The organism is Haladaptatus salinisoli (assembly GCF_020614375.1).
GTDB classification, from domain to species: domain Archaea; phylum Halobacteriota; class Halobacteria; order Halobacteriales; family Haladaptataceae; genus Haladaptatus; species Haladaptatus salinisoli.
In genome coordinates this window covers 36,456-60,101 of record NZ_CP085330.1, presented here as the reverse complement: position 1 = coordinate 60,101, position 23,646 = coordinate 36,456, and the positions used below count along the sequence as shown (strand labels likewise).

General features: G+C 65.6%; 24 protein-coding genes. 13 read left to right on the top strand and 11 right to left on the bottom strand.

The annotated features are described in order from the left end of the window. Window positions 1–40: 40 nt before the first annotated feature. The 4 genes from LIX00_RS20765 to LIX00_RS20750 all read left to right on the top strand — a co-directional run bounded on the left by LIX00_RS20765 (window position 41) and on the right by LIX00_RS20750 (window position 5,577). Entirely contained in the window at window positions 41–2,905 is a 2,865-nt protein-coding gene (locus LIX00_RS20765; RefSeq protein ID WP_227356946.1) for a bacterio-opsin activator domain-containing protein, read from the top strand. 83 nt (window positions 2,906–2,988) lie between these two features. Next, complete coding sequence (locus LIX00_RS20760) at window positions 2,989–3,138, top strand: rubrerythrin-like domain-containing protein (protein WP_227356945.1); 150 nt, start codon at window positions 2,989–2,991, stop codon at window positions 3,136–3,138. 28 nt (window positions 3,139–3,166) lie between these two features. Continuing rightward, entirely contained in the window at window positions 3,167–4,456 is a 1,290-nt protein-coding gene (gene gdhB / locus LIX00_RS20755; protein ID WP_227356944.1) for a glutamate dehydrogenase GdhB, read from the top strand. Between the two features lie 275 nt (window positions 4,457–4,731). After that, complete coding sequence (locus tag LIX00_RS20750) at window positions 4,732–5,577, top strand: aldo/keto reductase (RefSeq protein ID WP_227356943.1); 846 nt, start codon at window positions 4,732–4,734, stop codon at window positions 5,575–5,577. On the opposite strand, the gene LIX00_RS20745 is transcribed toward LIX00_RS20750, so the two are convergent. Next, window positions 5,574–6,059: a DUF6653 family protein gene (locus tag LIX00_RS20745; protein ID WP_227356942.1), complete on the bottom strand. Its 486-nt coding sequence runs from the start codon at window positions 6,057–6,059 to the stop codon at window positions 5,574–5,576. The genes LIX00_RS20750 and LIX00_RS20745 overlap by 4 nt on opposite strands. Before the next feature lie 58 nt (window positions 6,060–6,117). Here LIX00_RS20745 and LIX00_RS20740 point away from each other — a divergent pair, with 58 nt between their 5' ends. Next, window positions 6,118–6,660: a SprT-like domain-containing protein gene (locus tag LIX00_RS20740; RefSeq protein ID WP_227356941.1), complete on the top strand. Its 543-nt coding sequence runs from the start codon at window positions 6,118–6,120 to the stop codon at window positions 6,658–6,660. Between the two features lie 10 nt (window positions 6,661–6,670). Here LIX00_RS20740 and LIX00_RS20735 read toward each other — a convergent pair whose 3' ends face one another. The 3 genes from LIX00_RS20735 to LIX00_RS20725 are packed head-to-tail and all read right to left on the bottom strand — an operon-like array spanning window position 6,671 to window position 7,698. Further along, window positions 6,671–7,033, bottom strand: a complete 363-nt coding sequence (locus LIX00_RS20735; RefSeq protein WP_227356940.1) for a DUF7344 domain-containing protein — start codon at window positions 7,031–7,033, stop codon at window positions 6,671–6,673. Between the two features lie 57 nt (window positions 7,034–7,090). Further along, window positions 7,091–7,537: a universal stress protein gene (locus LIX00_RS20730; protein WP_227356939.1), complete on the bottom strand. Its 447-nt coding sequence runs from the start codon at window positions 7,535–7,537 to the stop codon at window positions 7,091–7,093. A gap of 11 nt (window positions 7,538–7,548) precedes the next feature. Beyond that, complete coding sequence (locus LIX00_RS20725) at window positions 7,549–7,698, bottom strand: hypothetical protein (RefSeq protein WP_227356938.1); 150 nt, start codon at window positions 7,696–7,698, stop codon at window positions 7,549–7,551. A 145-nt stretch (window positions 7,699–7,843) separates the two neighbouring features. Here LIX00_RS20725 and LIX00_RS20720 point away from each other — a divergent pair, with 145 nt between their 5' ends. Further along, the gene (locus LIX00_RS20720) at window positions 7,844–8,158 is read left to right on the top strand and encodes a winged helix-turn-helix transcriptional regulator (protein ID WP_227356937.1); all 315 of its coding nucleotides are present in this window, start codon (window positions 7,844–7,846) and stop codon (window positions 8,156–8,158) included. A gap of 15 nt (window positions 8,159–8,173) precedes the next feature. Here the strand turns inward: LIX00_RS20720 and LIX00_RS20715 are convergent, their stop codons facing one another. Continuing rightward, a complete protein-coding gene (locus LIX00_RS20715; RefSeq protein WP_227356936.1) occupies window positions 8,174–9,946 on the bottom strand; it encodes an ABC transporter substrate-binding protein in 1,773 nt (590 codons plus the stop codon). A gap of 499 nt (window positions 9,947–10,445) precedes the next feature. Between LIX00_RS20715 and hemH the strand changes: the two genes are divergently transcribed. Then, window positions 10,446–11,495, top strand: coding sequence for a ferrochelatase (gene hemH / locus LIX00_RS20710; protein ID WP_227356935.1), 1,050 nt, complete (start codon window positions 10,446–10,448; stop codon window positions 11,493–11,495). Further along, entirely contained in the window at window positions 11,468–12,757 is a 1,290-nt protein-coding gene (gene hemG, locus LIX00_RS20705) for a protoporphyrinogen oxidase (protein ID WP_227356934.1), read from the top strand. Before hemH ends, hemG begins: the two co-directional genes overlap by 28 nt. Before the next feature lie 46 nt (window positions 12,758–12,803). Here hemG and hemE read toward each other — a convergent pair whose 3' ends face one another. Further along, a complete protein-coding gene (gene hemE, locus LIX00_RS20700) occupies window positions 12,804–13,808 on the bottom strand; it encodes a uroporphyrinogen decarboxylase (protein WP_227356933.1) in 1,005 nt (334 codons plus the stop codon). A gap of 95 nt (window positions 13,809–13,903) precedes the next feature. On the opposite strand from hemE, the gene LIX00_RS20695 reads away from it, so the two are divergent. Both LIX00_RS20695 and LIX00_RS20690 read left to right on the top strand, forming a co-directional pair. Next, window positions 13,904–15,337 (top strand): hypothetical protein, encoded by a 1,434-nt coding sequence (locus LIX00_RS20695; RefSeq protein WP_227356932.1) that lies wholly within the window; start codon window positions 13,904–13,906, stop codon window positions 15,335–15,337. Window positions 15,338–15,362: 25 nt separating this feature from the next. Next, window positions 15,363–15,887 carry a hypothetical protein gene (locus LIX00_RS20690; protein ID WP_227356931.1) on the top strand — a complete coding sequence of 175 codons (525 nt, stop codon included), beginning with the start codon at window positions 15,363–15,365 and terminating at the stop codon, window positions 15,885–15,887. 40 nt (window positions 15,888–15,927) lie between these two features. Here LIX00_RS20690 and LIX00_RS20685 read toward each other — a convergent pair whose 3' ends face one another. Both LIX00_RS20685 and LIX00_RS20680 read right to left on the bottom strand, forming a co-directional pair. Further along, entirely contained in the window at window positions 15,928–17,064 is a 1,137-nt protein-coding gene (locus LIX00_RS20685; RefSeq protein WP_227356930.1) for a citrate synthase, read from the bottom strand. Window positions 17,065–17,145: 81 nt separating this feature from the next. Continuing rightward, on the bottom strand, window positions 17,146–17,958 hold the full coding sequence (locus LIX00_RS20680; RefSeq protein ID WP_227356929.1) for a mycofactocin-coupled SDR family oxidoreductase: 813 nt from the start codon (window positions 17,956–17,958) through the stop codon (window positions 17,146–17,148). Window positions 17,959–18,042: 84 nt separating this feature from the next. Between LIX00_RS20680 and LIX00_RS20675 the strand changes: the two genes are divergently transcribed. Next, a complete protein-coding gene (locus tag LIX00_RS20675; protein WP_227356928.1) occupies window positions 18,043–19,245 on the top strand; it encodes a glycosyltransferase family 4 protein in 1,203 nt (400 codons plus the stop codon). Here the strand turns inward: LIX00_RS20675 and LIX00_RS20670 are convergent. After that, entirely contained in the window at window positions 19,242–20,447 is a 1,206-nt protein-coding gene (locus LIX00_RS20670) for a glycosyltransferase family 4 protein (RefSeq protein WP_227356927.1), read from the bottom strand. The genes LIX00_RS20675 and LIX00_RS20670 overlap by 4 nt on opposite strands. Before the next feature lie 211 nt (window positions 20,448–20,658). On the opposite strand from LIX00_RS20670, the gene LIX00_RS20665 reads away from it, so the two are divergent. Next, a complete protein-coding gene (locus tag LIX00_RS20665; RefSeq protein WP_227356926.1) occupies window positions 20,659–21,723 on the top strand; it encodes a Gfo/Idh/MocA family protein in 1,065 nt (354 codons plus the stop codon). Here LIX00_RS20665 and LIX00_RS20660 read toward each other — a convergent pair. After that, window positions 21,705–21,902: a heavy-metal-associated domain-containing protein gene (locus LIX00_RS20660; RefSeq protein WP_227356925.1), complete on the bottom strand. Its 198-nt coding sequence runs from the start codon at window positions 21,900–21,902 to the stop codon at window positions 21,705–21,707. The genes LIX00_RS20665 and LIX00_RS20660 overlap by 19 nt on opposite strands. A 193-nt stretch (window positions 21,903–22,095) precedes the next feature. On the opposite strand from LIX00_RS20660, the gene LIX00_RS20655 reads away from it, so the two are divergent. Continuing rightward, window positions 22,096–22,692: an AsnC family transcriptional regulator gene (locus LIX00_RS20655; RefSeq protein WP_227356924.1), complete on the top strand. Its 597-nt coding sequence runs from the start codon at window positions 22,096–22,098 to the stop codon at window positions 22,690–22,692. Window positions 22,693–22,883: 191 nt separating this feature from the next. Here the strand turns inward: LIX00_RS20655 and LIX00_RS20650 are convergent, their stop codons facing one another. After that, window positions 22,884–23,306, bottom strand: coding sequence for an ester cyclase (locus LIX00_RS20650; protein WP_227356923.1), 423 nt, complete (start codon window positions 23,304–23,306; stop codon window positions 22,884–22,886). Window positions 23,307–23,646 lie beyond the last annotated feature (340 nt).

The window sequence follows — 23,646 nt, the reverse complement described above, 5'->3', positions numbered from 1 at the left end:
TCGCATCAAGCTTTATCCCTCGAGTCGTAACGCTTCGACGATGAATACGCCGCGGTCGTCCGAAGATACCTCCCGTGATATTCGCGCGCTCTTCGTCGGGCCGGAGTCGTGGCAACGACTGGTTCGAAAAGAGATCGAGGAGGCGGGCGCGCTATCGGCTCGGTTCGTCGCGAACGGCGAACGGGCGAGAACCGCGTTGGTACGGGAATCCGGTTCGATGGACTGCGTCGTCGGCGCGTTCCGCCTCGCCGATTGCGACGGGTTGGAACTGGCGGACGAAGTGCGCTCGTGCGACGGCTCCGTCCCGTTCGTCCTGGCTCCCGTAGACGGCAGCGAGTCGCTCGCGAGACGCGCGGTCTCGGCCGACGTCGCCGAGTACGTACCGCTGTCCGCCGACGAGCGGGGCGGGGCTCTCGAGCGGTGTCTCCGGCGAGCGGTTCGAAACCGCCGAGCGCGGACTCGTTCGAGGCAGTTCGACGCGCTCTTTTCCGACCCGGGCCGTCTCGCGTTCGTCCTCGACGCCGACGGAACCGTCGTTCGTCCGAACCGGACGGCGCTTCATCGATTGGATCTCGACGAACGCGATATCGCGGGGAGGCGATTGTGGGCCCTTCCGTTGTTCGAAGGGGAGGCGGCCCGCCGGGAAGTTCAGAGCGCGGTGCGGCGGGGAAAACGGGGGGAGCACACCGAGTTCGAGGCGGAGTTCGCGGATTCGAGCGTCGAGACGAGAATCGAGTTCTCCGTCCACCCCGTGACCGACGACGGCGGCGACGTCGGTCGACTCGTCGTCGAGGGAACCGAAGTCGAAGAGCGCGCTCGACTCGAGGAGGAACTCGAGCGGTCGGAGGAACTCCATCGGGTTACGCTGAACAACATGACCGACACGATTCTCATCACCGACGACGACGGGAAGTTCACGTACGTCTGCCCCAACGTCCACTTCATCTTCGGGTACACCGCGGAGGACATCTACGAGTTCGAGACGATAGACGCGCTTCTCGGCGACGACCTCTTCGACCCCGACCGACTCGAAGCGAAGAACGTGCTCACGAACATCGAGTGCACCGCCGTGGACCAGTCCGGGACGGAACACACGCTGCTCGTCAACGTTCGGAACGTGTCTATTCAGGGCGGAACGAGGCTGTACAGTTGCCGCGACATCACGAAGCGGAAACAACGCGAGGAGGCGCTGACGCAACTGCACCAGACGACTCGGAGCCTCCTCTACGCGGAAACGAAACCGGAAATCGCCGAGCAGGTCGTAACGGACACCGCCTCGGTGCTTCCGCCGGCGACCTCGGCGGTGTACCTGTTCGACCGCGAGCAAAACGTCCTGTATCCGACCGCCGCGGGCGACGAACTCACGAGGGCTATCGGCGACCTTCCGGAACTCAGCCTCGACCAGAGTAGCGTTATCAGTCGGTCGTTCGTCGAGGACGAGACGTTGGTAGACGAGAACGCGCGGTCCCCGCTCTGGGGAGCGTCGTCGTCCGGCGTCGAGGACTACATCGTCGTACCCCTCGGCGGGCACGGTATCTTCTTGCTCGCGGCCGTGGACAGCGCCGCCTTCGACGCCGTCAGCGAGGAGGTCGCGGAGTTGCTGGCGGCGACCGCCGAGGCGGCGTTCGACCGCGTCGAGCGAGACGGCGACCTTCACGAACGCGACAAGGAACTCCAGCGTCGAAATCAGCAGCTCTCGCAGGTCAATCAAGTGAACGAGATCATCCGCGAGATCGACCAGGCCCTGGTTCGGGCGGACACGCGCACGGACATCGAGCAGGCGGTGTGCGAGCGATTGACCGCGAACGACCGGTTCTCGTTCGCTTGGATCGCCGAGACCAGGGCGCTGAACCGGACGCTCCACCCGCGAGCGTGGGCGGGGAACGAACGGGGCTATCTGGACGGCGTTCGCCTGAACCTCGACGCGGAGGGGACGGCCGTCGAACCGACCATCCGAACCGCGCGGGAAGGGAAAACGACGCGCGTCTCGAACGTCGCGGACCACCTCCGCACCGACGCGTGGTGCAAACAGGCTGTCTCGCGCGATTTTCAGTCGGTGTTGGCGATTCCGCTCGTCTACGACGACGTGCAACTGGGGACGCTGAGCGTGTACGCGGACCATCCGGACGCGTTCGACGAGATGGTCCGGTCGGTTCTCCGCGAACTCGGCGAAACCGTCGCGTCGGCTATCAACGCCGTCCAACGGAAGGAGGCGCTGCGAAGCGACTCCGCCGTCGAACTCGAGTATCGAATCACGGATTCGAGCGCCGTCCTGTACCGACTCGCCGAGGCGGCGGGCTGCACGATAGAGGTCGAAGGGGAGGTAGCGAAGGACGAAGGAACGACCCTCGTTTTCGCGACCGTCGAAGGGACGTCCCCGCGGGACGTCGTCGACAAGGTGGACGAGTTCGTCGGAATCACGAGCGCCAAAGCGATTCGGGAAACCGCGGACGGCGGACTGGTGAACCTGCAGGTCAACGGTCACTTCATCGCGTCCGCGCTGACCGACCACGGCGCGGTCTTCCGAAAACTGCGAGCGACGCCGGACGGCATCCGACTGGTGGTGGACGTCCCCGACTCCATCACGACGCGGGAGATCGACGAGGTCGTTTCGAACTCGTACGATTCGGCGGAACTGACGGCACAACGGACGCACTCGCAGGCCGCGGACCGGACGGAGAGGCCCGGCTCGTTCGACGGCGAGTTAACGGAGCGGCAGTTGGAGGTCGCAACGGTCGCGTATCACAGCGGGTACTTCGACTCGTCCCGCGACGTGACCGGCCGCGACGTGGCGTCGATGCTCGGCATCTCGCACACGGCGTTCTACGACCACGTTCGTCGGATACAGCGGAAACTGTTCGCCTCGCTCGTCGAACGGTCGGTTCAGTCGCGCACGGTTGAATAGTAAACCCTGTCACTCCCTTTCGGGGTGTACTATTAACCCCGTTCTGCTATGGCCCGGGGACGGCATAGTACCCGGTGTCGAATATGGCACCGAAAGACGTGGACTACGAGGCGGGCTCCGAATCCGACTACGAGTGTCTCGAGTGTGGCAAAACGCTTCGTGCCACCAGCGCCCCCGGTAGCTGCCCGGACTGCGGGACGTCGATGCGAAATCGTCGAATGCCCTACGAATGACTTCGGTCGAGAATCTCGGTATACATCTATGGCGATCAACATGCTCGATGGTCTGAACTCCGACGGAGGAACCGAATCGGAATCGGCGCTCGAAACGGCTCGGCGACAGCTAACCGAGGCCGCCGCGCACATCAACGTGGACGACGGTATCATCGAGCGGCTCAAACACCCGACGCGGGTCGTCGAGGTCGCGGTTCCGCTCAAGCGCGACGACGGAACCGTCGAAGTGTTCACCGGCATCCGCGCGCAACACGACGACGTTCGCGGTCCGTACAAGGGCGGACTGCGGTATCACCCCGGCGTCACGGCGGAAGAGTGCATCGGCCTCTCGATGTGGATGACGTGGAAGTGCGCGGTGATGGACCTCCCGTTCGGCGGCGCGAAAGGGGGAATCGTCGTCAATCCGAAAGACCTCAGCACCGCCGAGAAGGAACGACTGACGCGGCGATTCGCGGAGGAAATCCGCGACACCATCGGGCCGAAACGCGACATCCCCGCACCGGACATGGGCACCGACGCGCAGACGATGGCGTGGTTCATGGACGCCTACTCGATGCAGGAAGGCGAGACGACCCCCGGCGTCGTCACCGGCAAACCCCCCGTCATCGGCGGAAGCCACGGACGCGAAGAAGCGCCCGGACGGAGCGTCGCCATCATCGCCCGCGAGGCGATCCGACACTACGACAAGGACATCGAAGAGACGACGATAGCCGTCCAGGGATTCGGCAGCGTCGGCGCGAACGCCGCCCGCCTGCTGGACGATTGGGGCGCGACCGTCGTCGCCGTCAGCGACGTCAACGGAGCCGTCTACGATACGAACGGCCTCGATACGCACGCCATCGCGACGCACGACGAGCAACCGGAGGCGGTGATGCGGCACGGCGCTCCGAACACGCTCACGAACGAGGAGTTGCTCGAACTCGACGTCGACGTCGTGATTCCGGCCGCGGTCGGAAACGTCCTCACCGAGGAGAACGCGAACGACGTTCGGGCTGACATCATCGTCGAAGGGGCCAACGGTCCGACGACCTTCGCCGCCGACGCCATCTTCGAGGAGCGGGGAATCCCGGTGATTCCGGATATCTTGGCCAACGCGGGCGGGGTGACGGTCTCGTACTTCGAGTGGCTGCAGGATATCAACCGCCGCCAGTGGTCGTTGGAGCGGGTCAATAACGAACTGGAGACGGAGATGCTGTCCGCGTGGAACGACGTCCGGCAGGAGGTCGAAGCGGGCGACACGAGTTGGCGCGACGCGGCGTACATCGTCGCCCTCAACCGAGTCGGGGAGGCGAAAACGGCCCGCGGGCTCTGGCCGTGACGTAACGAGACGAGACGACGAACGAGCCACGGTTGGCGCATTACGTTCGATGGCAGAACGGATTGGCTTGTTCGTTTCCACCGCGTAATGCGTCGGGTCAGGGGAGAGGAAACTCGCTCATCGAATCCGTCGAAATCGGGTCGTTCCGACCCGAAAACGGATAACTAGACGACCAGCGGCGCTGACGCCGCGAATCGTCGATTCTACGCGAACCGCTCGGTAGCCGGGGTTCGAGGCGCCAAAAGAGGTTACTCGCTGTCGCACCATCGTCCCCCATGGCGCTCGAGAACGAGAGCGACACCTTCGACATCGGCGGGGAGACGACCGTTCACCGACTGGGCTTCGGAGCGATGCGCTTGACCGGCGAGGATATCATCGGCCGACCGGACGACGAGGCGGAGGCGCACCGCGTGCTCCACGAGGCCGTCTCGCTCGGCGTGGATCTGATCGACACGGCGGACTCCTACGGACCCTGCGTCAGCGAGCGACTCATCGGGGAGGCGCTCCACCCCTACCCCGACAAACTCGTCGTGGCGACGAAGGGCGGTCTGCTCCGAAACGACGACGGGGACTGGATTCCGAACGGCGACCCGAACTACCTAAGAAACGCCATCATGGGGAGCCTCGACCGCCTCCGCACCGACAGCATCGACCTCTACCAACACCACCGTCCCGACCCCGACGTGCCGTTCGAGGACTCCGTCCACGCGCTGGCGGAGCTGAAAGACGAGGGGAAGATAGAACACGTCGGGCTGAGCAACGTGGACGTGGAACAACTCGACGCCGCCCGCGACATCGTCGACGTCGCCACCGTCCAGAACCGGTACAACGTCGCCGACCGCGAGCACGAGGACGTCCTCGAAGCCTGCGAGGACGCGGGAATCGGATTCATCCCGTGGTATCCCATCGGCGCGGGCGACCTCGACGACGAGGCCGACGCGCTGGACGAGGTCGCGGAGGCGCACGACGCGTCGCGCCGCCAGATCGCGCTCGCGTGGCTCCTCCACCGCTCGCCCGTCGTGCTTCCGATTCCCGGCACGTCGAGCGTCGACCACCTCCGCTCGAACGTCGAAGCGTCGACCATCGACCTCTCCGACGACGAGTTGGCGAAACTGGACTAATCCGACGCTGACGGGGAGTCGAATTCCTCGCGGTGCGCCTCGTAGTAGCGCACCATCTCGCCGACGAACCAGAATTTGAGCCCGGCGGAGAGGAGCGTGCAGAGGGCGGTCGCTCGGGGTTTTCGGCGATAAGCCGCGTACAGTCCGCAGAGGAAGATCGGAACGTTGAGCGCGTTCAAGACGTTCGGATAACCGCGCTTGTCGCCGCGTTCCATCCAGAGTCGCTCGCCGAGGACGCCCCTGTACATCCAGCTATCCCCCGCTCTCTCCGGGTCGGGCTTCGGGAAGAGGACGGGGTTGACGGCGACGAAGAGCACCGTCGCTCCGAGCAACTTCCAGTCGTGGCGGTAGAGCGCGACCATCACGGCCGGATAGGAGAGTGCTCGCGTCCAACCGCTCTTCGGATTCGAGTGTCGCTCCCAGAACGTCCGCACGAGTCGCTCCTTGGCGGTTTCCGGCCGCGGGGTTTCGGCGGTCTCCATGCGAGCGCTTCGGCCGCGAGAGGGAAAGTTATGACCCGGGGATGAGAACCACCGCCGGATGGAGCCGACGACGCGCGACGAACTGCTCGACGCCGCGGCCAGTTACGCCGAGACGGTTCCCGTCGAGGTCGACCTCTCCGCCGTCGACTGGGAGTGTTCGGAACGAGCGATGCGCCGGGCGGGGGCCTGCGTCTACCACCGAGGAACCGGCCGGGTGACGATTCGACTGACGTGGGACGCCTACCGCGCGTTCGGCTGGGCGGAGTTCACCGGAACCATCCGCCACGAACTGGTTCACGCGTGGGAGTTCCAGCGGTACGGCGAGTCGGGACACGGCTCGCGGTTCGCGGAGAAGGCGCGGGAACTCGACGCGCCCCGACACTGCCGGTCGTTCGCCGACGCGCGCCTCCGACTCGTCTGCTCGTCCTGCGACTGGGAGGCCCGCCGCTACCGGGCGTCGGAGGCCGTGAAACGTCCGGCGCGGCGGCGGTGCGGGGCCTGCGGGGCGCGCTACCGGGTCGAGCACGCGGAGAGCGGAAGGCGGTGGCGGACCCACGCGGGCTACCTCGTCGCGCGCAGGCGGCTCGGAAGCGAGTGGTGAAGGCGGCGGGTCAGTCGGATATCTCGTCCACGTAAGTGAGCAGTTCGGCGATGGGCGGCGCGTTCTCGCCGGGGTAGAGCACGCCGCTCGGGCCGTCGGGCGCGGAGAGCACGTCTGCGTCCTCGAGCACGGAGACGTGCTGCTGGTAGAACGTCGTGTAGACGGTGGTTCGCTGGTTGGTCGTCGCGTTCGGACCGAACTCACGGGCCGTCACCTCCTCGACGAGCGTCCGCATCGGAATCGCGGTTTCCACCTCGGCCATGACGGCGATGGCGTGCCGCCGACGCTCGACGCGACAGAGGGTAAAGAGGTCGTCCCGGGACAGGGCTATCGGCTCCGAAACCGGCCCGCCCGTGAGCAGTCGGCCAAGCATTCGGTTATAGAGTAACTAGTGAACAACTTACCAATTGCGATTCGAACAGAACGAGGGTTACTCCGTGACCACGGTGACCGCGCCGTCGAAATCGAGGATGACCGACTGAGTTCGGTCGCCGAAGATGGCTTTCCCGGCGGGCGACCGTTTTCGCCCCGCGAGGAAGACGTGGTCGCACCCGTACTCGTGGGCGACGGCGAGAATCTCGTCGCGTTCGTCGCCGATGCGTCCGACGGGTTCGTACTCCGCGTCGACACCGTCGAGCACTTCCCGCCCGATGTCCGCGGCGAACTGACGGGCCCCTTCGAGCGCCTGTCCGGCGGTGTACGAGGTTTCAAGTGCGGAGATGCGCTCCAGGGAGTCGCGCGTGTTCTCGTACTCTTCGGTGGTCGTGACGTGGAGCAAGACGAGGCTCGCACCGACGCCCGCCGCGAACTCGCCCGCCTCCCGAACCAGATTCTTCGCCGACTCGGACGCTTCGACGACGGCTAGCGCTCGTTCCATACCAGATTCTGTCACGTTAGAAAGATAAATATATTTTTGTTTTCGTCCGCTCCACTCGGCGAGACGCGGACGCCCCGCGACCGGAGGTGGTCGCGCCGCTCGCGGAGGGCGTCCTCGCAGAACTCCCGCGTTCGCTCCACGTCGGCGCAGCCTTTCGTCACGTGGTACAATCCGGTGGACGGCGCGTCCGTCACGGTTCGCGGGGGGAGTGGCGCTTCGCGTCCGACCGCAGTATCATTTCGTTACCTGATTCGAACCCGAACCGATTTATGGTTTCGCGGGCGTAGGCGTAACCCGATTACACCGATGTCATCGGAAACCGTCGAGGAGGGCGCGTGTTCGGTCGTCGAGTCGTTCGAGCAGATCGGCTCGCAGTGGCGGCTGGTCGTCCTCTACGACCTGTTGGACGGCGAGAAACGGTTCAACGAACTCAAACGCTCCACCGGCGCGAGTTCGCGGACGCTCTCTCGCGTGCTGGACGACCTGCGCGAGTCGGGGTTCGTCAGCCGCCGCACCGAGGAGGACGCGCCGATAGCGACGTACTACAGCCTGAGCGAGAAAGGTCGCTCGCTCTGTCCCATCTTCGAGGAGATAGAGACGTGGGCCGCGGAGTGGCTCTAACTCGCGGACTCGCCGTCAGGTCGTCGTGTCGTACATCTGCCTGCTCGCGCCGGCGGCGCCGAACTTCGGGAGACTGATGGACTGATAGGAGAACCGCTCGTCGGTGCGGTGGTACACCGGCAGGAACGTCACGTCCTCCCAGTTCGCCTCCTCTATCTGGACGTACGCTCGATTCCGGGTCTGCCTCGCCTGGTCGGTCGGAGCGGGGTTGTTCTGTATTCGCTCCCACGCCTGCGTCGCCCGCTTCGCGGCCTGCGTCCCCGACCAGTTCGTGTACGCCAGCGGGTCGGACTGCGAGGTGTCCGTCCGCGGCGGGTACAGCAGTTGCAGGAAGTTGTCCGGCGCGGGCCAGTCCATGATCCAACCGAGCGTGTACGCCTGCAGGCTCCCGCTCCGACCGCGGTTGAGCAGAACCGAGAACGGAGCCTGCTCCAGTTGCAGGTCGATGTGCGTCGCTTGCAGTTGGTCCCGCAGTACCTTCGCTATCTCCTGCCACGTCGTCGATTCGTAGGTCGTCAGCGTGAACTGGTACCGGTTGTTGTTTCCGTACCCCGCCTGCTCCATCACCCGTCGAGCCTGCTCCAGTTGCGTCTCGTTGTAGCCGTACGGGTAGTTGTTCCGCGCGTGTTGGTCGTACGCGTTCGCACCGCCGGGGTAGATGCGCGGCGGCGTGAAGTGGTACGCGGCCTCCCCGCGCCCCTTGAACACTTGATCGACGGTGGTCTGTTGGTTCAGCGCGTACGCCGCGGCCTGGCGCGCCGCTTTCTCGACGTTCGCCGTGTTAAATCCGAGGTAGAAGGAGTTGATGGTCGGCACCGCGAGGTAGTCCATCGTCTCGCCGTTCTGCACCGGACCGTAGGTGCCCGACCTGCGGCCGAGTTTGTCGGTGTTCTGGATGGTCACCTTGCTAGGGTCGTACTGCGCCGTCGGAATCTGCTCGTTGAATCCCACGTCGGCGTTCTGGTTCATCAGGTACGTGTAGGCGGCTTGGTCGTCCTCGATGATGCTCCACCGGACGCCGGCGACGTCGGCCCTTCCGCGGTGGTAGTCGTCGAACCGCGTGACGGCCGCCTCGTTGTTACTGCTCCAGCGGTCGAACTTGAACGGTCCTGCACCGATGGGGTTGCTGGTGGCGAACCGCTGGTACGGCATCTCCCCCTGATAACCCTGAATATCGCCGACGAGACCCTCCGGAATCGCCGCGAACGAGGTGTACGACAGCATCTCGAGCGTGGAGTGGAACGGCCTTTGGAGTTCCATCTCCAGCGTGTACTTGTCCCTCGCGTTGACCGCGAGGGACCCGGGTTTGTAGCTCCCGTCGCCGGTCGTCTGGTGTTTCACTCCGACGGACTCGAGGATGAAGTACGACCGTCGGGAGTTCGACGAGGCGGCCAGTCGCTCCCACGAGTAGACGAAGTCCTGCGCCGTGACCTCCTTCCCGTTGTGGAACCGCGCGCCTTGCTTCAGCGTGAACGTGTACGTCGTGAAGTCGTCCGACACCTCCTGTTTCTTCGCCAGCAAGCTCTCGACCGCGATTTTCCCCTCCGGATAGTTCATCAGCGGGTCGAACACCTGCTGGATGACCGTCCCCGAGGCGGTGTCCGTCGCCTTTATGGGGTCGAGGGTGGTCATCGTGGAGTTGATGAGTTGGAGCGTCCTGTCGCCTCCCTGTTGATTCGACTGCTGAGCGCCGCCCGTCCCGGCCATACCGGAGAGCGCGACGGCGGACGCCGCACCCCCCGTCGACTTCAAAAAGCGTCGCCGCGTGACGTTTGATTTCTCTGACATCCGGGAAGAGTACACGAGCGTCGACCATATGTAACTACTTATTGGTATGTAGGGTGAAATACGTTGCAAAAAGTAAGGACGGCGAAATATCTTCCAATTTTTGTGTAGGAACCGATAGAATAGAACTTCGGCAGGTGTCCCGTGCGATAGGGAGGGGCGGATTACGTCAGAAAGCTGCGATAAAAGGATCGAACGCGGAAATCCGCCGTTTCCGGCGAGCGCCGAAAACGCGCCGTAGCGCCCGCCGATTCCGACCCATCGCCGACGGCGGGAGACTGTTCGGAAACGGGACGATTCCGCCTCGTAAAACGTCTCAGACACGAAGAAACGAGCGGAAACCGAACGAACTGACTAAAATGCGAGAAGTAAACGAAAATACCACCTCGTTTCGCGGCCGGTAGCGGAATCGACCCGACGGGGACCGCCGAAGAAAAGGCCGCGCCGATCCGCCGGGTCGGCAAACGACAACTATTCGGCGCGTCCGTCCCGAGAATCGAACATGACCACCGGCGTCGTCGTGCTCAACTTCGGAGAACCGTCCGAACCGACGCGAGAGAACGTCCTCGGGTATCTGGAGCGCATCTTCGTGAACAACGCCGACCTCGAAGGCGACACGACCGAAGCGGAAGCGCGAAAGCGTTCTCGACAACTGGCCGAACGTCGCGCCCCCGGCCTCGTCGAGGAGTACGAGGAGATCGGCGGGTCGCCGCTCGACCCGCAGGCGAAAGCGCAGGCGGAGGCGCTGGAGGCCGAACTCGACGCTCGCGGGTTCGACGCGACGACCTACGTCGGGATGCAGTTCACCGAACCGTTCATCGCGGACGCCGTCGAGCGGGCGCACGAAGACGGCGTGGACGAACTCGTCGGCCTCCCCGTCTACCCGCTCTGCGGCGCGTCGACGACCGTCGCGTCGCTCGACGAACTCGCGGACGCGGTCGCGGAACGCGACTGGGACGTCCCGATACACCGGATAACGGGCTGGCACCGACATCCGACGTACAACCGGATTCGAGCCGACAACGTCCGGACGTACGCCGCCGAAGCGGGACTCGACCTCGCCGACGACGACACCGAACTTCTCTTTTCCGCGCACGGAACGCCGACCCACTACCTCGACGAGGGAAGTCGCTACGACCGGTACGTCGAGGAGTTCTGCGACGTGATGGCGAGCGAACTCGGCGTCGAGTCGTACTCGCTCGGCTTCCAGAACCACGGCAACCGCGAGATTCCGTGGACGGAACCCGAAGTCGAGGACGTCGTCGCCGACGTCGACGCGGAGCGCGTCGTGGTCGAACCCATCAGCTTCATGCACGAACAGAGCGAGACGCTGTCGGAACTGGACGACGAACTCCGCGAGGAGGCGGAGGAAGCGGGACTCGACTTCCACCGCGTTCCGGTTCCGCACGACGACGAGCGATTCGCGGGCGTGCTCGCCGACCTCGTCGAACCGTTCGTCGCCGACTTCGACCCGTCGTACTACCAGTTCCGCCGGTGCCGGTGTACGGACTCCCCGGGCGCGCTGTGCCTGAACGCCCCCTTCGGCCGATGACGGTCGGCATCGTCGGCGCCGGCGTCACGGGACTCGCGCTCGCCCACCACCTCGAACGTCGGGGCGTCGACCACGTCGTCCTCGAAGCCGACTCGGAACCGGGCGGCGTCATCCGGAGCGGGCGGGTCGACGGCTACCTGTTGGAGTGGGGGCCGCAGCGACTCCGCAGAACCGAACCGGTGGCCGAACTCGTCGCCGATCTGGGACTGGAAGACGAAGTCATCGAGGCGGGCGAGACGAAGCTCTTCGTCTACGCGCGGGGGAAGCTCCGGCGAGCGCCCTTCTCCGTCGAGGAGTTCGGGCGAACCGACCTGCTCACGTGGCGCGGGAAACTCGACGCGCTGAAGGAGCCGCAGACGGCCCCCGCGGACCCGGAGGAAACCGCCGCCGAACTGTTCACCCGGAAGTTCGGCGAGGAGGCGTATCGAAACCTCATCGGCCCGCTGTTCGGCGGGATTTACGGCTCGGAACCCGAGCGGATGCCGGTCAAGCACGCGCTCTCCGGCGTTCTCGAGATGGAACGGAAGCACGGCTCGCTGCTCAAACCGGCCCTGAAGCGAGCGATGGCGGGCGGAAGCTCCGCGCCCGCCATCTCCTTCGAGGAGGGGGTGCAAACGCTCCCCGAAGCCCTGTACGACGCCCACGCGGAGAACGTCCGCCTCGAAACGCCCGTCACCGAGATTCGAGAAGCCGAGGACGGCTACCTCCTCGAAACCGAATCCGAGGCGCTCGCGGCGGACGAGGTGGTCGTCACCGCGCCCGCCGACGCGAGCGCCGACCTGCTTTCGACCCTCGCGCCGACATCCGCGAGCGCCCTCGCGCGACTGAACTACAACCCCCTCGCGCTGGTGCACCTCCGCGCCGACTGCGACCGGGAGGGATTCGGCTATCAGGTTCGGCACGACGAAGGTCTCGACACGCTCGGCGTCTCGTGGAACGCGAGCATGTTCGGGCGGGACGGGGTCTATACCGTCTTCCTCGGCGGGATGAGGAATCCCGAACTGGTCGAGGAGAGCGACGAGACGCTCGGCGAAATCGCGGCGACGGAGTTCGAGCACGTGATGGACGCGGAGGCGGACGTGCTGAGCGTCGCCCGCCTCCGACGCGGGTTCCCGGCCTACGACGCCTCGTGGGACGCGCTCGACGAAGTTCGACTGCCCGAGGGGATTCACCTCGCGACGAACTACACCGCCAGAATGGGCGTGCCGAGTCGGATTCGCGAAGCCCGGCGGTTGGCCGAGTCGCTGGCGACTCGGGCGTAAGTTTATGAGCGAGAACGGAACCAGTTCGCCCCGGTGATGCGATGAACTAGCGGTCGACTTCCTTCGCCGTCTCCACGAACGCCTTCGCGTTCTCCACCGGCGTCGTCCGGTCGATGCCGTGGCCGAGGTTCAGGATGTGTCCCGAGTCGCCCGCCTTCTCGATGACCTCGCGGGTCTTCCGCCGGACGAACTCCGCGTCGCCGAGCAGGTACGAGGGGTCGAGGTTCCCCTGCACGGGAACGTCGCCCAGTTCCGCCCGCGCGTCGGCCATGTCGACCGTCCAGTCGAGTCCGACCACGTCCGCGCCCGACTCAGCCAGTAAGTCGAGTTTCCCGCCGGGGTGGCGTGCGAAGACGATGGACGGCACGTCGATGGCGTCGAAGATGCGCCGGTGAAGCGGCAGCACGAACTCCCGGTAGTCGTCGGGGGTGAGCACGCCCGCCCACGTGTCGAACACCTGCACCACGTCCGCGCCGCGTTCGACCTGATACGCGACGTACTCCTCCACGACGCCGGTGAACGCTTCGAGCAGGTCGCGGAACGCCTCGGGATGGTTCGCCCGGAAGCGTCGAATCGGGTCGCGCGAAGCGGGTTCGTCGCCCACGACGTAGGAAGCGAGGGTGTACGGACCGCCGGCGAAGCCGATGATGCTGGTTCGGTCGCCGACGCTCCCCCGCAGTCGTTCGAGCAGTTTCCCGACGTAGTCGACCTCGGCGGCCACGTCGCTCGCTTCCGCGGGGACGTCGTCCGGGCCGGCGACGGGGTTCGAGACGACGGGACCGACGCCGCTCTCGATGCGGTAGTCGAAGCCGAGCGGTTCGAGGACGGTGAGGATGTCGGAGAACATGACGAGACCGTCCGGTTCGAACAGCTTCCACGGGAGCAGGGTGATTCGCTCCGCCACTTCGGGCGTCTTGATCGCTTCCTTGAACGTGTATCGTTCGCGGATGTCGCGGTACTCGGGGATGTACCGTCCGGCCTGTCGCATCAACCAGACGGGCGGTCGCTCGGTGCGCTCGCCGCGCGCCGCGCGAACCAACAGGTCGCTCATGCCCCGAGATTGGTCGGTGCGCGTCTAAACGTTTCGAAGGCCCGCAGATTCAAGCCCCAGTCCGTGGTACGAAACCGTCACGCGAGGACAGCGAGATGCGCGTACTCATCGTTCCGGAGGTGTACCGGCCGGAGGACGCGAGCAGCAGCGGAACGCTCAACGACGCCGTTTCGTGGGTCGAACAGTGGCTACGCCGCGACGAGACGATGCACGTCTACTGGCTGCTGCCGCCGCGCGAGCGAGCGAACTACGACGAGGGCGACGTGTTGGCCGACCGCGAGCGGGTGACGCTCGTCGAGGCGGAACCGTTCATGGCCGACAACCCGCGCGGGTCGATGTTCACCGAGAACGGCTACACGGAGGACCAGTTGACGGCGCTGGAAGCGGCCGTCCACGAGCAGGGGGCGTACGTGGACGTGGTCGTAGACCAGCTTCGAACCGGACGGTTCACGCTCAAGAAGTGGTTGCTCGACCACACCGACCACTGGGCCGCGCAGGTTCGACCGTTCGACGTGGTGGCGAACGTGCACGACCTCCAGGTGCCGTTCAAGTACCGGTACTGTCGATACCGCGACGCCTATCAGATGCGGATGGAGCTCTGCGGAACCGCGTTCGCGGACGGCATCTGGTTCACGGCGGGGATAGACGCGGCGGCGTTTCGAGAGCATGCGAGCGAGTACCTCCGGCGGGACGTGGTCGAGTCCGCGCTCGACGGGGCGATAGAGAGCGGCAGCCCCGTCGAGTTCGACAGGTTCGAGGAGCGGTACGGCGACGAACCGGAGTGGCTCCACGTCGCGGGGTCGCTGTGGTCGAAGAAACACGCCGACGAGGTGTTGGCGGTGGCGGAGACGCTGTACCGCGAGTTCGGCGTTCGGACGCTGATGACGAGCATGGAGTCGATTCCGGACGAGTACCGCCGCCGCGAGTGGGTGGACGCCCATTCCGAGGCGTCCCGCGAGACGTACGAGTGGGCGCTCGAAAAGGGCGATATCGCGGTCTGCGCCAGCGAGTACGAGACGATGGCCCGGACGCCGTTCGAGCAGGCCGCCAGCGGACAGGTGCTCCTCCTGCGCGACGAGCCGTGGATATACGACTGCGTTCCGGAAGGACACCCGCTCGTCGCCGACGCGGACGCCCTCGAATCGCTCGCCGCGCGCGCCGTGGAGGACTGGGACGAGGCGATCGCGGCGAACCGGGGGCTGGTCGAGCACGCGAAGGAGATTCGCAGCCCGGAGCGCTGCGGTCGCCGGACGCTCCGCGACCTCCGGAGCAGGGTCGAGTCGAAGGTCGAACGGTACGCCCTCGGCGGCCCGGACGCCGCCGTCGAGCTGGCGTTGGAGGACGAACCGACGGTCGAACTCGACGACGTCGCCGAGCGAACCGCCGAGTTCACCGAGGACGGCAGGCCGGTCACCGCCCGCGAGTCGTACGCCCGCACCGACCTGCTGTACGCGCTTCGCTCGCTCGGCTACGAGGACCGCGGGAATCCGGGAACGCCGACGTTCCGTCGAACCGGCCGGTGGACATAATTCGAGCGGGGACGTAGTTTCCGCCGTGGTCAACGCGTTCTGGCTGGACAGGGACCTCGAACGGGCGACTCGGTGGCTCGTCGACCGCCACGTCACGAGCAGCGTCTTCGAGTGCTCGATGGTGCTGACGACGGCGGCGCAGCTTCGCGGATACGAGGGCGAGGACCTCTATTTCACCCATCCCGACCATCCGCTGACGCGGTGGGCCGCGCGGGCGCTCGAAAACTGGGAGTACCTCCGCGAGTACACGGCCCGCGCCCACGACGAGTGGCGGTATCGATGGGACCACACGGAGGACGAGTTCCACGGTTCGTGGGCGACCGTCCGCCGACTCGATGGGGACCGGATCGCGGGGCTCGACTGGCCGGGCGACCCCGGCGACCCGCCGCAGGCCACGGGCGAGTGGAAAGCGGACGACTACGTCGACGCGTACCGGCTCTACTACGCGAACGAGAAGCGCGACCTGTTCCGGTGGGCGAAAGACCGCGAACCGCCGCCGTGGCTGTCGGCGTACACGTTCCCCGAGGGGCCCGACACCCACCCATACTGACCGAACGGTTCGGCGGTCGCGGTTCGATCGGCTCGCCGCGCTACCGGTTCTCGACGGGCGTCCACGTCCGACCGGTCTCCCCGACGTACCGGGCGCGGGGGCGGACGATTCGGTTGTCCTCGAGCTGTTCGAGGCAGTGGGCCGTCCAGCCGCCGACGCGGGCGACGCCGAAGGTGGGCGTGAAGAGGTCGCGGGGCACGCCGATACCGTTCAGGAGGACGGCGGTGTAGAACTCGACGTTCGTTTGCAGGGTGAGATCGGGTCTGCGCTCAGCCAGCACGTCCACGGCGGTTTCCTCGAACTCCCGCGCGAATTCGAAGAACGCCTCGTCGCCGTCGTCCGCGTAGAACCGCTCGGCGGCGGCCGACAGCACCTCCGCGCGGGGGTCGCGCACCCGGTAGACGCGGTGGCCGAAACCCATCAGTCGCTCCCCGGCGTCGAGGGTCTCCTCGACGTACCCCTCGGGGTCGCCCGTGTCGCGGACGTCGAACAACATGTCCAACACCGGGCCGGGAGCGCCGCCGTGGAGCGGCCCCTTCAGCGAACCGACCGCTCCGGTGACCGCGGAGACGACGTCGGATTCGGTCGAGACGATGGCGCGAGCGGCGAACGTCGAGGCGTTCAGGCCGTGGTCGACGACCGTGTTGAGGTACGTTTCCAACCCTCTGGTCGCCGCGTCGCTCGGTTCCTCGCCGGTGAGCATGTAGAGGTAGTTCGCGGCGTGGCCGAGGTCCGAACGCGGGTCGAGCGGTTCCTCTCCCGTTCGGTACCGCCAGTAGGTGGCGGCCGCGGTCGGGAGTTGCGCGACGGCGACGAGGGCGTCCCGCTCCGGGCTCTCGCCGTCGGTTCGGGCGAGGGTGGCGCTCGCCGCGCCCATCCGGAGGGCGTCCATCGCCGATTGCCCTCGGTCGGCGGCTTCGCGGAGCAGGTTCCGCGTCTCGTCGGAAATCGCGCGGTGCTCCCGCAGGTCGTCCCGGAGGTCGTCGAGTTCGTCCGCCGTCGGCAGGCGGTCGTTCCACAGCAGAAAGACGGTCTCCTCGAACGTCGCGTTCGCGGCGAGTTCGGCGAGCGGGAAGCCGCCGATGACGAGTTCCCCGGCCTCTCCGTCGATGGACGAGAGCCGCGTCTCGGCCGCGACGACGTTCTCCAATCCCTTATCGACGTACGTGTCGTCCATGTGGAGAGTCGGTCGGCGACCGCTTAGTAGGTTCGCCTTCCGGCACGGAACGGGTTCCGATTCGGGGGTCGCTCGACGCGTTCAGAGCGCCGTCGCCCCGGCCGCGACCGGGAGCGCGATTCCCGTCACGTAGCGCGCCTCGTCGCTGGAGAGCCACATGAACGCCGCGCTCACGTCCTCCGGTTGCACGATATCCCCGAGCACGTTGTCGGGACCGGACTGCTCCGCGAGTTCGGCGAGGTCGTCGTCGATGTTCTCGATGATGCCGCCGACCATCGCCGTGTCCACCGCGGTCGGACAGACGGCGTTGACCGTCACGTCGTGGGGCGCGAGTTCGATGGCGAGCGTCTTCGTCAGCCCGAGTACGCCGTGTTTGGCGGCGGTGTAGTGGCCGAGTCCCGGCGAGGCGACGAGTCCCGCCGTGGAGGACGTGTTGACGATGCGTCCGCCCTCGCCTCGTTCGGCCATGTGGAGTCCGACGTGCTTGGCGCAGAGCCACATCCCTTTGAGGTTCACGTCGAGCGCGTAGTCCCACGTCTCCTCGTCCATCTCCAGCAGTCCGGCGGCGGGCGCGACGCCCGCGTTGTTGGCGAGGATGTCTATCTTGCCGAACTCCTCGACGGCGCGCTCCACGCCGCGTTTCACGTCGCCCTCCTTCGAGACGTCGAGTTGGACGCCGACGACGTCGGCCCCCTCCTCGCGGGCCAGTTCGACCGTCTCGTCCAACTCGGTCTTGTCGCCCATCTCGTAGCCCGACCGTTCGTTCGTCTCGCAGATGTCCGTGGCCACCACGTCGGCCCCGTGTTTCGCGTAATGGAGCGCGTGCGAACGTCCCTGTCCGCGGGCCGCGCCGGTCACGAACGCTACCTTGTCGTTGAAATCATATTCCACCATTGTAGTCCCCTGTTGCTATTCGGCGGGGTGGGTCAACTAAGCAATGGCCGGTGTGCATTAGAGCGCGGACGTAGAACGACGACCATGCACGTACTCGTCGGAGCCCACGACTTTTATCCGGACCCCGGTTCCGGAGGCACCGGGCGCTACGTCTACGAGACCGCGAGACGGTTCGTCGAGCGCGGCCACCGCGCGTCGGTCGTCACCCGACGGCGGGGCGACGTTCCGCGCCGCGAATCGGTCGAGGGGATCGACGTGTATCGGTACGACATCGAGATCGCCGACCGGCGGGCGGACGAGATTCTCCCGCAGGTTCCGGCGGCGCTCGGGCGCGTCGACGAGTTCGTCCGGGAGGCGAGCGAGAAGGAACCGTTCGACCTGCTCAGCTTTCAGGGGCCGGTCACGTCGCTGTTGGTGCATCTCTGCGCCGACGACGAGGTTCCGCGAACCGCCACGTTCCACAGTCCGTGGCCGACCGAGTACCGAATCCGGACGCGGGAGGCCGACGAATCGACGGCGCGTCGGGAACTGAACGCGAAGGTTCGAACCGCCGTCGAGCGGTTCGTACTCGACCGGACGAGGGGCGTCGTCACACTGAGCGGGTTCATGCGCGACCGAATGCGCGAGACGTACGGCGAGGCCGCCCGATCGGAGGTCGTGCCGGGCGGCGTCGACGTCGAGACGTTCCGGCCCGATTCGGGCGAGTTCGAGCGGTTGACGGGAGCGCCGTCGTTTCTCACCGTGCGTCGGCTCAGTCCGCGGATGGGCCACGACCTGCTGCTCGAAGCGTTCTCGCGCGTCGTCGCGGACCGCCCCGACGCCAGACTGTACATCGCCGGGGACGGGCCGCTCCGGGACGAACTGGAGCGGACGGCGGCGGAACTCGGCGTCGCCGACGAGACGACGTTTCTCGGATACGTTCCGGACGAGGCGCTGCCGAGCGCGTACGCCGCCGCGGACCTGTTCGTCCTGCCGACGACGGAGTTGGAGGGATTCGGGCTGGCGACGCTCGAAGCACTTGCCAGCGGAACTCCGGCGGTGGCGACGCCGGTCGGCGGGACGGTCGAGTTGCTCTCCGGTCTCGAATCGAACGCCGGGGTTCCGGAGCCGGTGCTCGCGGAGGCGGCGGCTCCCGAGGCGTTGGCGCGGCGGATGATGGCGTGGGCGGAGCTATCGACGGAGGCTCGTCGGTCGGCGTCCCGCGCCTGCCGGACCTACGCCGAGGAGAACTACTCGTGGGAGGTGACGGTCGACTCGTTGGAGGCGGTGTACTCGCGGTGGCGTTAATCGGTGCTCTCGGCCACGTCGTCCGGTAGTTCGACCCGCACGCCGGAGCGGCGGCCGTCCGACCCCTTGAGCGCGTCGGTCACGACGGCGCGAATCTCGTCGCGGAAGCGTTCTCGTCCGAACCGACGGCGTATCTCGTCGGGGCGGGTTCGCAGGTCTCGCTGGAGCGACGGGTCCGAGAGCACGCCGTCCATCTTCTCGACGGCGTCGGACGGCGACTCGTAGAGCAGTTCCTCCCGGTCGTCCACGATGGCGTGCTGTCCGCCGTCGTTCGGAACGAACGGAATCGCGCCGGCGGCGGCGAGTTCCGCGACGGCCATCCCGAAGTGCTCGAACCGCTTGCCGTGGATGCCGTACTTGTGGTTGCAGACTCGTTCGACCAGTTCTGACCGCGGAATCTCGCCCTCCAGTTCGACGTACGGACGGTCTCGCGCCATCGCCGCCACCTCCTCTCGGTACTCCTCGTCGACCGTCGGACCGATGACGTGGAAGTGGGTGTCGTGACCGCGCTCTCGGAGGTCGTCGATTATCTCGATCATCTCCGCGATGCGCTTGCTCCGCTCGATGCGTCCGAGGGTGACGAACCCGTCTTCGCGCTCCTCCCACGGGCGGGGTTCGAACTCGCTCGTGTCGATGGGCGGGTGCACCACTCGGGGCTTCGTCCCGTAGGCGTCCTCGACGACCGACGCCGTCCAGCGGGAGTTCGCCAGGAGGGTGTTCGCCCGAATGTCCTCCCGTTTGACGCCCGCGATTCGGGTACAGAGCTTCTCGTAGAACGAGTCGTCCTCTACCGTGGGGTGGAAGATGTGCTCGCGGTTGTCGAGGCTGACCGTCCAGTCGAACGGGAAGTGGATGTACTGGACGGAGTCCGTTTCGAGGCCGAGTTCGTTGATGGTGCTGACGAGCAGGTCGTACTCGTCCGCGTGACGCCGAGCGTATCGACTGAGAAGCGCGTTCTGGAGGACGTAGTACTTCAATCCGTACGTCTCGTGTACGAACGGCGCGAGGTGACCGGCCTTCCGCACCGAAACCGAGTCGACGTCCGTGTTGAAGTAGTCGTTGAGCTCCTCGAAGTCGGGCGTCGTCAGCGTCAGTAGCGTCACGTCGTGGTCGGCCTGTAACGCTTCGAGGACGTTCATCGCCACCGCTTCTCCACCTCCTTTCGCCATCATATCCATGTGGATTACTGCTACATCGGCCATTTTATCACCCTTCTATCAATTAGGCGACGCGGCGTTCAATAGGTATTCTGGGCGATTCGAAACACGTCATCAGGTGTAAAGGAAGGACTGATAAGCCGACAAACGTATCCTCGACAGATGAGGCGATTTCGTCCGTAAACGGGGTTCGTCGGCGGAGACCGTCGTTCACAGAATCCGATTCATTTATCACCGCGAGATACTGCGGACGAGTATGGGCACGCGACTGGGGGCTATCGGCCTCGGCGGTCTCGGAAGCATCGAACTCGAAATCCTCGCGGACATCGACGGCGTGGAAATCGTCGCAGGGGCGGACGTTTCGGCGGCGTCGCGCGAAGCGTTCGAATCGACGCACGGAGCGCCGGCGTACGCGGAGCACGAAGCGATGCTCGAAGCGCACGGGGACGAACTGGACGGGGTCAGCATCGTCACGCCGCACACGCTCCACTACCGGCAGGCGATGGACTGCCTCCGCGCCGGAGTCGACGTTTTCGTCGAGAAGCCGATGGCGACGGGCGTCGAGAACGCCGTCGACCTCGTGGAGACGGCAAGCAAACTCGACCGCGTTCTCCAGGTCGGCTACCAGCGACACTTCCACCCCCTCTTTCGCGAACTGAAGGAGACGGTCGAGAGCGGTCGTATCGGCGACGTTCACTCGGTCAACTGCTATCTCGGACAGGAGTGGATATCGATTCAGGAGGGAACGTGGCGAACGGACCCCTCCCTGTCGGGCGGCGGTCAGTTGTACGACTCCGGGTCGCACCTGCTCGACGCGCTTCTCTGGACGACCGACGCGCGCCCCGCGTCCGTCGCCGCGGTGACCGACAACCGGGGGCACGACGTCGACGTCAACTCCGCGTTAGCCGCCACGCTCGAACGCGACGGGCGGACAATTACCGCGAGCATCGGCGTGACCGGCGACGGGTCGGCGCACGACCCGCACGAGGGAATCGTCATCTGGGGGACGGACGGGCGCATCGACTACCACGACGGCGAGATGACCGTCGTCGACGCGGACGGAACGACGCGCGTCCGAGCGGACGAATCGACCACCGGATTTCGCCAACTCACTCGGCGGAAACTCGTCGCGTTCGTGCAAGCGGTCGAGGGCGAGCGGGAACCTGCGGTGTCCGGGCGGTTCGGGCTGCAGGTGACGGCGCTCACGGAAGCGGCGTACGAGTCCGTAGCGACCGGCGAGACGGTGAACGTCGGCGCGCTCCTCGACCGAGGGAGGGAGGCGCGCGAGGAAGGACCAACGCTTCAGGGAGAAGCCGAGTAGCCGGCGTCCTCGACGGCGGCGGCGAGTTCGTCGGCGTTCGCGTCACCTTCGACCGTCGCGGTTCCGGCTTCGTGGTCGGCGCTCGCCTCGGAGACGCCCGAAACGCCTTCGAGCGCGTCGACGACGTTCTCTTCGCAGCCACCGCAGCTCATTCCATCGACCGATATCGTCGTTACCATGCTAGAACGTTCTCGTTCGCCCTTTTTCTCCGTTTCGAGTTCGTCGCGAAATCCTCCCTCGCCGCGCGTCGGTCGGATAATTCATTTATTTACTGAGCGGAATTTGTGTTCGAACACAGTAGACAGTGGTTGTACCGACGGGGGGAGCGAAATATCGAAAGCTGTTTTATCACCCCACTTCAATCGAAGCGCAATGAGACAAATCGACGACACCGACCGGGAGATAATTCGGTTGCTCGTGGAGGACGCGCGCCGCCCGTACAACGAAATCGCCGAGACGGTCGGACTCTCGCCGCCGACGGTGTCGGACCGCGTCGAGCGCCTGCAGGAACTGGGGGTCATCCGCCGCTTCACGGTCGACCTCGACCACGACATCCTCACCGACGGTCTCTCGCTCCTCGTCACCGTCAACGCCAAGCCGGGTCGCGTCGACGAGGTCAAGGAGTCGCTGGCGTCGTTCGAGGGCGTCGAGCACGTCTTCGTCACCGCCGACGCGCACCTCGTCTGCAAGACGAACCTCCGCGAACGGGCGGTCGAGACGCTCCTCTCGGACGCCATCGGGGAGGACGCCGTCCTCGAATACGACGTGCAGTTGCTCGTGGACGACGAGTGGAACCCGCAACCGGGGACCATCGAGTTCGTGCCCGACTGCGTCGAGTGCGGCAACACCGTCACGAGCGAGGGCGAGTCCACCCGCATCGAGGGCGAACTGTACCACTTCTGTTGCCCGTCGTGTCGGTCGCAGTTCGCCGACCGGTACGAGCGACTCCAAGAGGGCGTCGCTAACTAACATACAGGTAACGCAATCCGATTTAGGGAAGGGTTTGGTAACGTGTAGCGAGCGAACGTTCACGGCGAGCGTGGGCGGTAAAGGAAGTCCACGAACAAATCAGAGACAGGTACCGGGAACCACTCCCGGAAGATGGGCTCGCTGGGTATCCCGATTCTCGCTGGTACAGCCGCTATATCGGGGACGCACGACTACCCCTCGGAGATTTTGCCAAGCTGTTTTAGGAAACCGTAGACGTCGTCGACGACCCACCGTTCAGCAATCTTCCCGTCCTCGACGCGAGCGAAGATCGTCCCTTGGAGTTCCACGGTCTCGCCCGTCGGTTCGACGCCCATGAACTCGCCCTCGTGGGTCGCACGCATCGTGAACCGATTAGCGACCCGGTCACCGTCCGCGATCACCTCGTCCACGGTGCCCTCCAGGTCGGGAAACGCCGAGTGGAACTCCTCGACCTGTCGTTTGAACTCCCCCCGACCGTGCAGTTCCGACGCCTCCCACGGGGAATGCTGGACGAAGTCTTCGGCCAGGAGCTCGTCGATCGCGTCCAGATCTCCCTCGTTCCAAACATCCTCCTGCATGCGCCGAGCCAGACGTTCGCTTTCTTCGGTGGTCATAGTTACCCCGTCTGCAACACGCCACCGATATGGAAAACAGTTTCCGACGACTCGACCGATCCGTTCGAGGCTCGCTGTACGCTCACTGCGGACGACGCTCTCACCTCGCTGGTGGGCGTCAGCCGGTCCGTGGCGGAGGTGACGAAATCCCATATTTTTTGAGCGTCTCGTGAATGCATCCTCTCTATTCGGCGCGAATCCCCGTCAGTTGCCGAGAGTTTCACCGATGCCGGACGAGCTATTTTCTTCGGTTCGACCACAACGAACGGGAGACATACGGCCGTGAGTTTTCCTCACCTTCCGAATCACGGACGCTTTTTTGCATCACCACAGTATTCTT

Excerpts from the sequence above, each read along its gene's own strand:
- LIX00_RS20765 (WP_227356946.1), top strand. The coding sequence starts at position 41 with ATGAATACGCCGCGGTCGTCCGAAGATACCTCCCGTGATATTCGCGCG.
- LIX00_RS20760 (WP_227356945.1), top strand. The coding sequence starts at position 2,989 with ATGGCACCGAAAGACGTGGACTACGAGGCGGGCTCCGAATCCGACTAC.
- gdhB (WP_227356944.1), top strand. The coding sequence starts at position 3,167 with ATGGCGATCAACATGCTCGATGGTCTGAACTCCGACGGAGGAACCGAA.
- LIX00_RS20750 (WP_227356943.1), top strand. The coding sequence starts at position 4,732 with ATGGCGCTCGAGAACGAGAGCGACACCTTCGACATCGGCGGGGAGACG.
- LIX00_RS20745 (WP_227356942.1), bottom strand. The coding sequence starts at position 6,059 with ATGGAGACCGCCGAAACCCCGCGGCCGGAAACCGCCAAGGAGCGACTC.
- LIX00_RS20740 (WP_227356941.1), top strand. The coding sequence starts at position 6,118 with ATGGAGCCGACGACGCGCGACGAACTGCTCGACGCCGCGGCCAGTTAC.
- LIX00_RS20735 (WP_227356940.1), bottom strand. The coding sequence starts at position 7,033 with ATGCTTGGCCGACTGCTCACGGGCGGGCCGGTTTCGGAGCCGATAGCC.
- LIX00_RS20730 (WP_227356939.1), bottom strand. The coding sequence starts at position 7,537 with ATGGAACGAGCGCTAGCCGTCGTCGAAGCGTCCGAGTCGGCGAAGAAT.
- LIX00_RS20720 (WP_227356937.1), top strand. The coding sequence starts at position 7,844 with ATGTCATCGGAAACCGTCGAGGAGGGCGCGTGTTCGGTCGTCGAGTCG.
- LIX00_RS20715 (WP_227356936.1), bottom strand. The coding sequence starts at position 9,946 with ATGTCAGAGAAATCAAACGTCACGCGGCGACGCTTTTTGAAGTCGACG.
- hemH (WP_227356935.1), top strand. The coding sequence starts at position 10,446 with ATGACCACCGGCGTCGTCGTGCTCAACTTCGGAGAACCGTCCGAACCG.
- hemE (WP_227356933.1), bottom strand. The coding sequence starts at position 13,808 with ATGAGCGACCTGTTGGTTCGCGCGGCGCGCGGCGAGCGCACCGAGCGA.
- LIX00_RS20695 (WP_227356932.1), top strand. The coding sequence starts at position 13,904 with ATGCGCGTACTCATCGTTCCGGAGGTGTACCGGCCGGAGGACGCGAGC.
- LIX00_RS20685 (WP_227356930.1), bottom strand. The coding sequence starts at position 17,064 with ATGGACGACACGTACGTCGATAAGGGATTGGAGAACGTCGTCGCGGCC.
- LIX00_RS20680 (WP_227356929.1), bottom strand. The coding sequence starts at position 17,958 with ATGGTGGAATATGATTTCAACGACAAGGTAGCGTTCGTGACCGGCGCG.
- LIX00_RS20675 (WP_227356928.1), top strand. The coding sequence starts at position 18,043 with ATGCACGTACTCGTCGGAGCCCACGACTTTTATCCGGACCCCGGTTCC.
- LIX00_RS20670 (WP_227356927.1), bottom strand. The coding sequence starts at position 20,447 with ATGGCCGATGTAGCAGTAATCCACATGGATATGATGGCGAAAGGAGGT.
- LIX00_RS20665 (WP_227356926.1), top strand. The coding sequence starts at position 20,659 with ATGGGCACGCGACTGGGGGCTATCGGCCTCGGCGGTCTCGGAAGCATC.
- LIX00_RS20660 (WP_227356925.1), bottom strand. The coding sequence starts at position 21,902 with ATGGTAACGACGATATCGGTCGATGGAATGAGCTGCGGTGGCTGCGAA.
- LIX00_RS20655 (WP_227356924.1), top strand. The coding sequence starts at position 22,096 with ATGAGACAAATCGACGACACCGACCGGGAGATAATTCGGTTGCTCGTG.
- LIX00_RS20650 (WP_227356923.1), bottom strand. The coding sequence starts at position 23,306 with ATGACCACCGAAGAAAGCGAACGTCTGGCTCGGCGCATGCAGGAGGAT.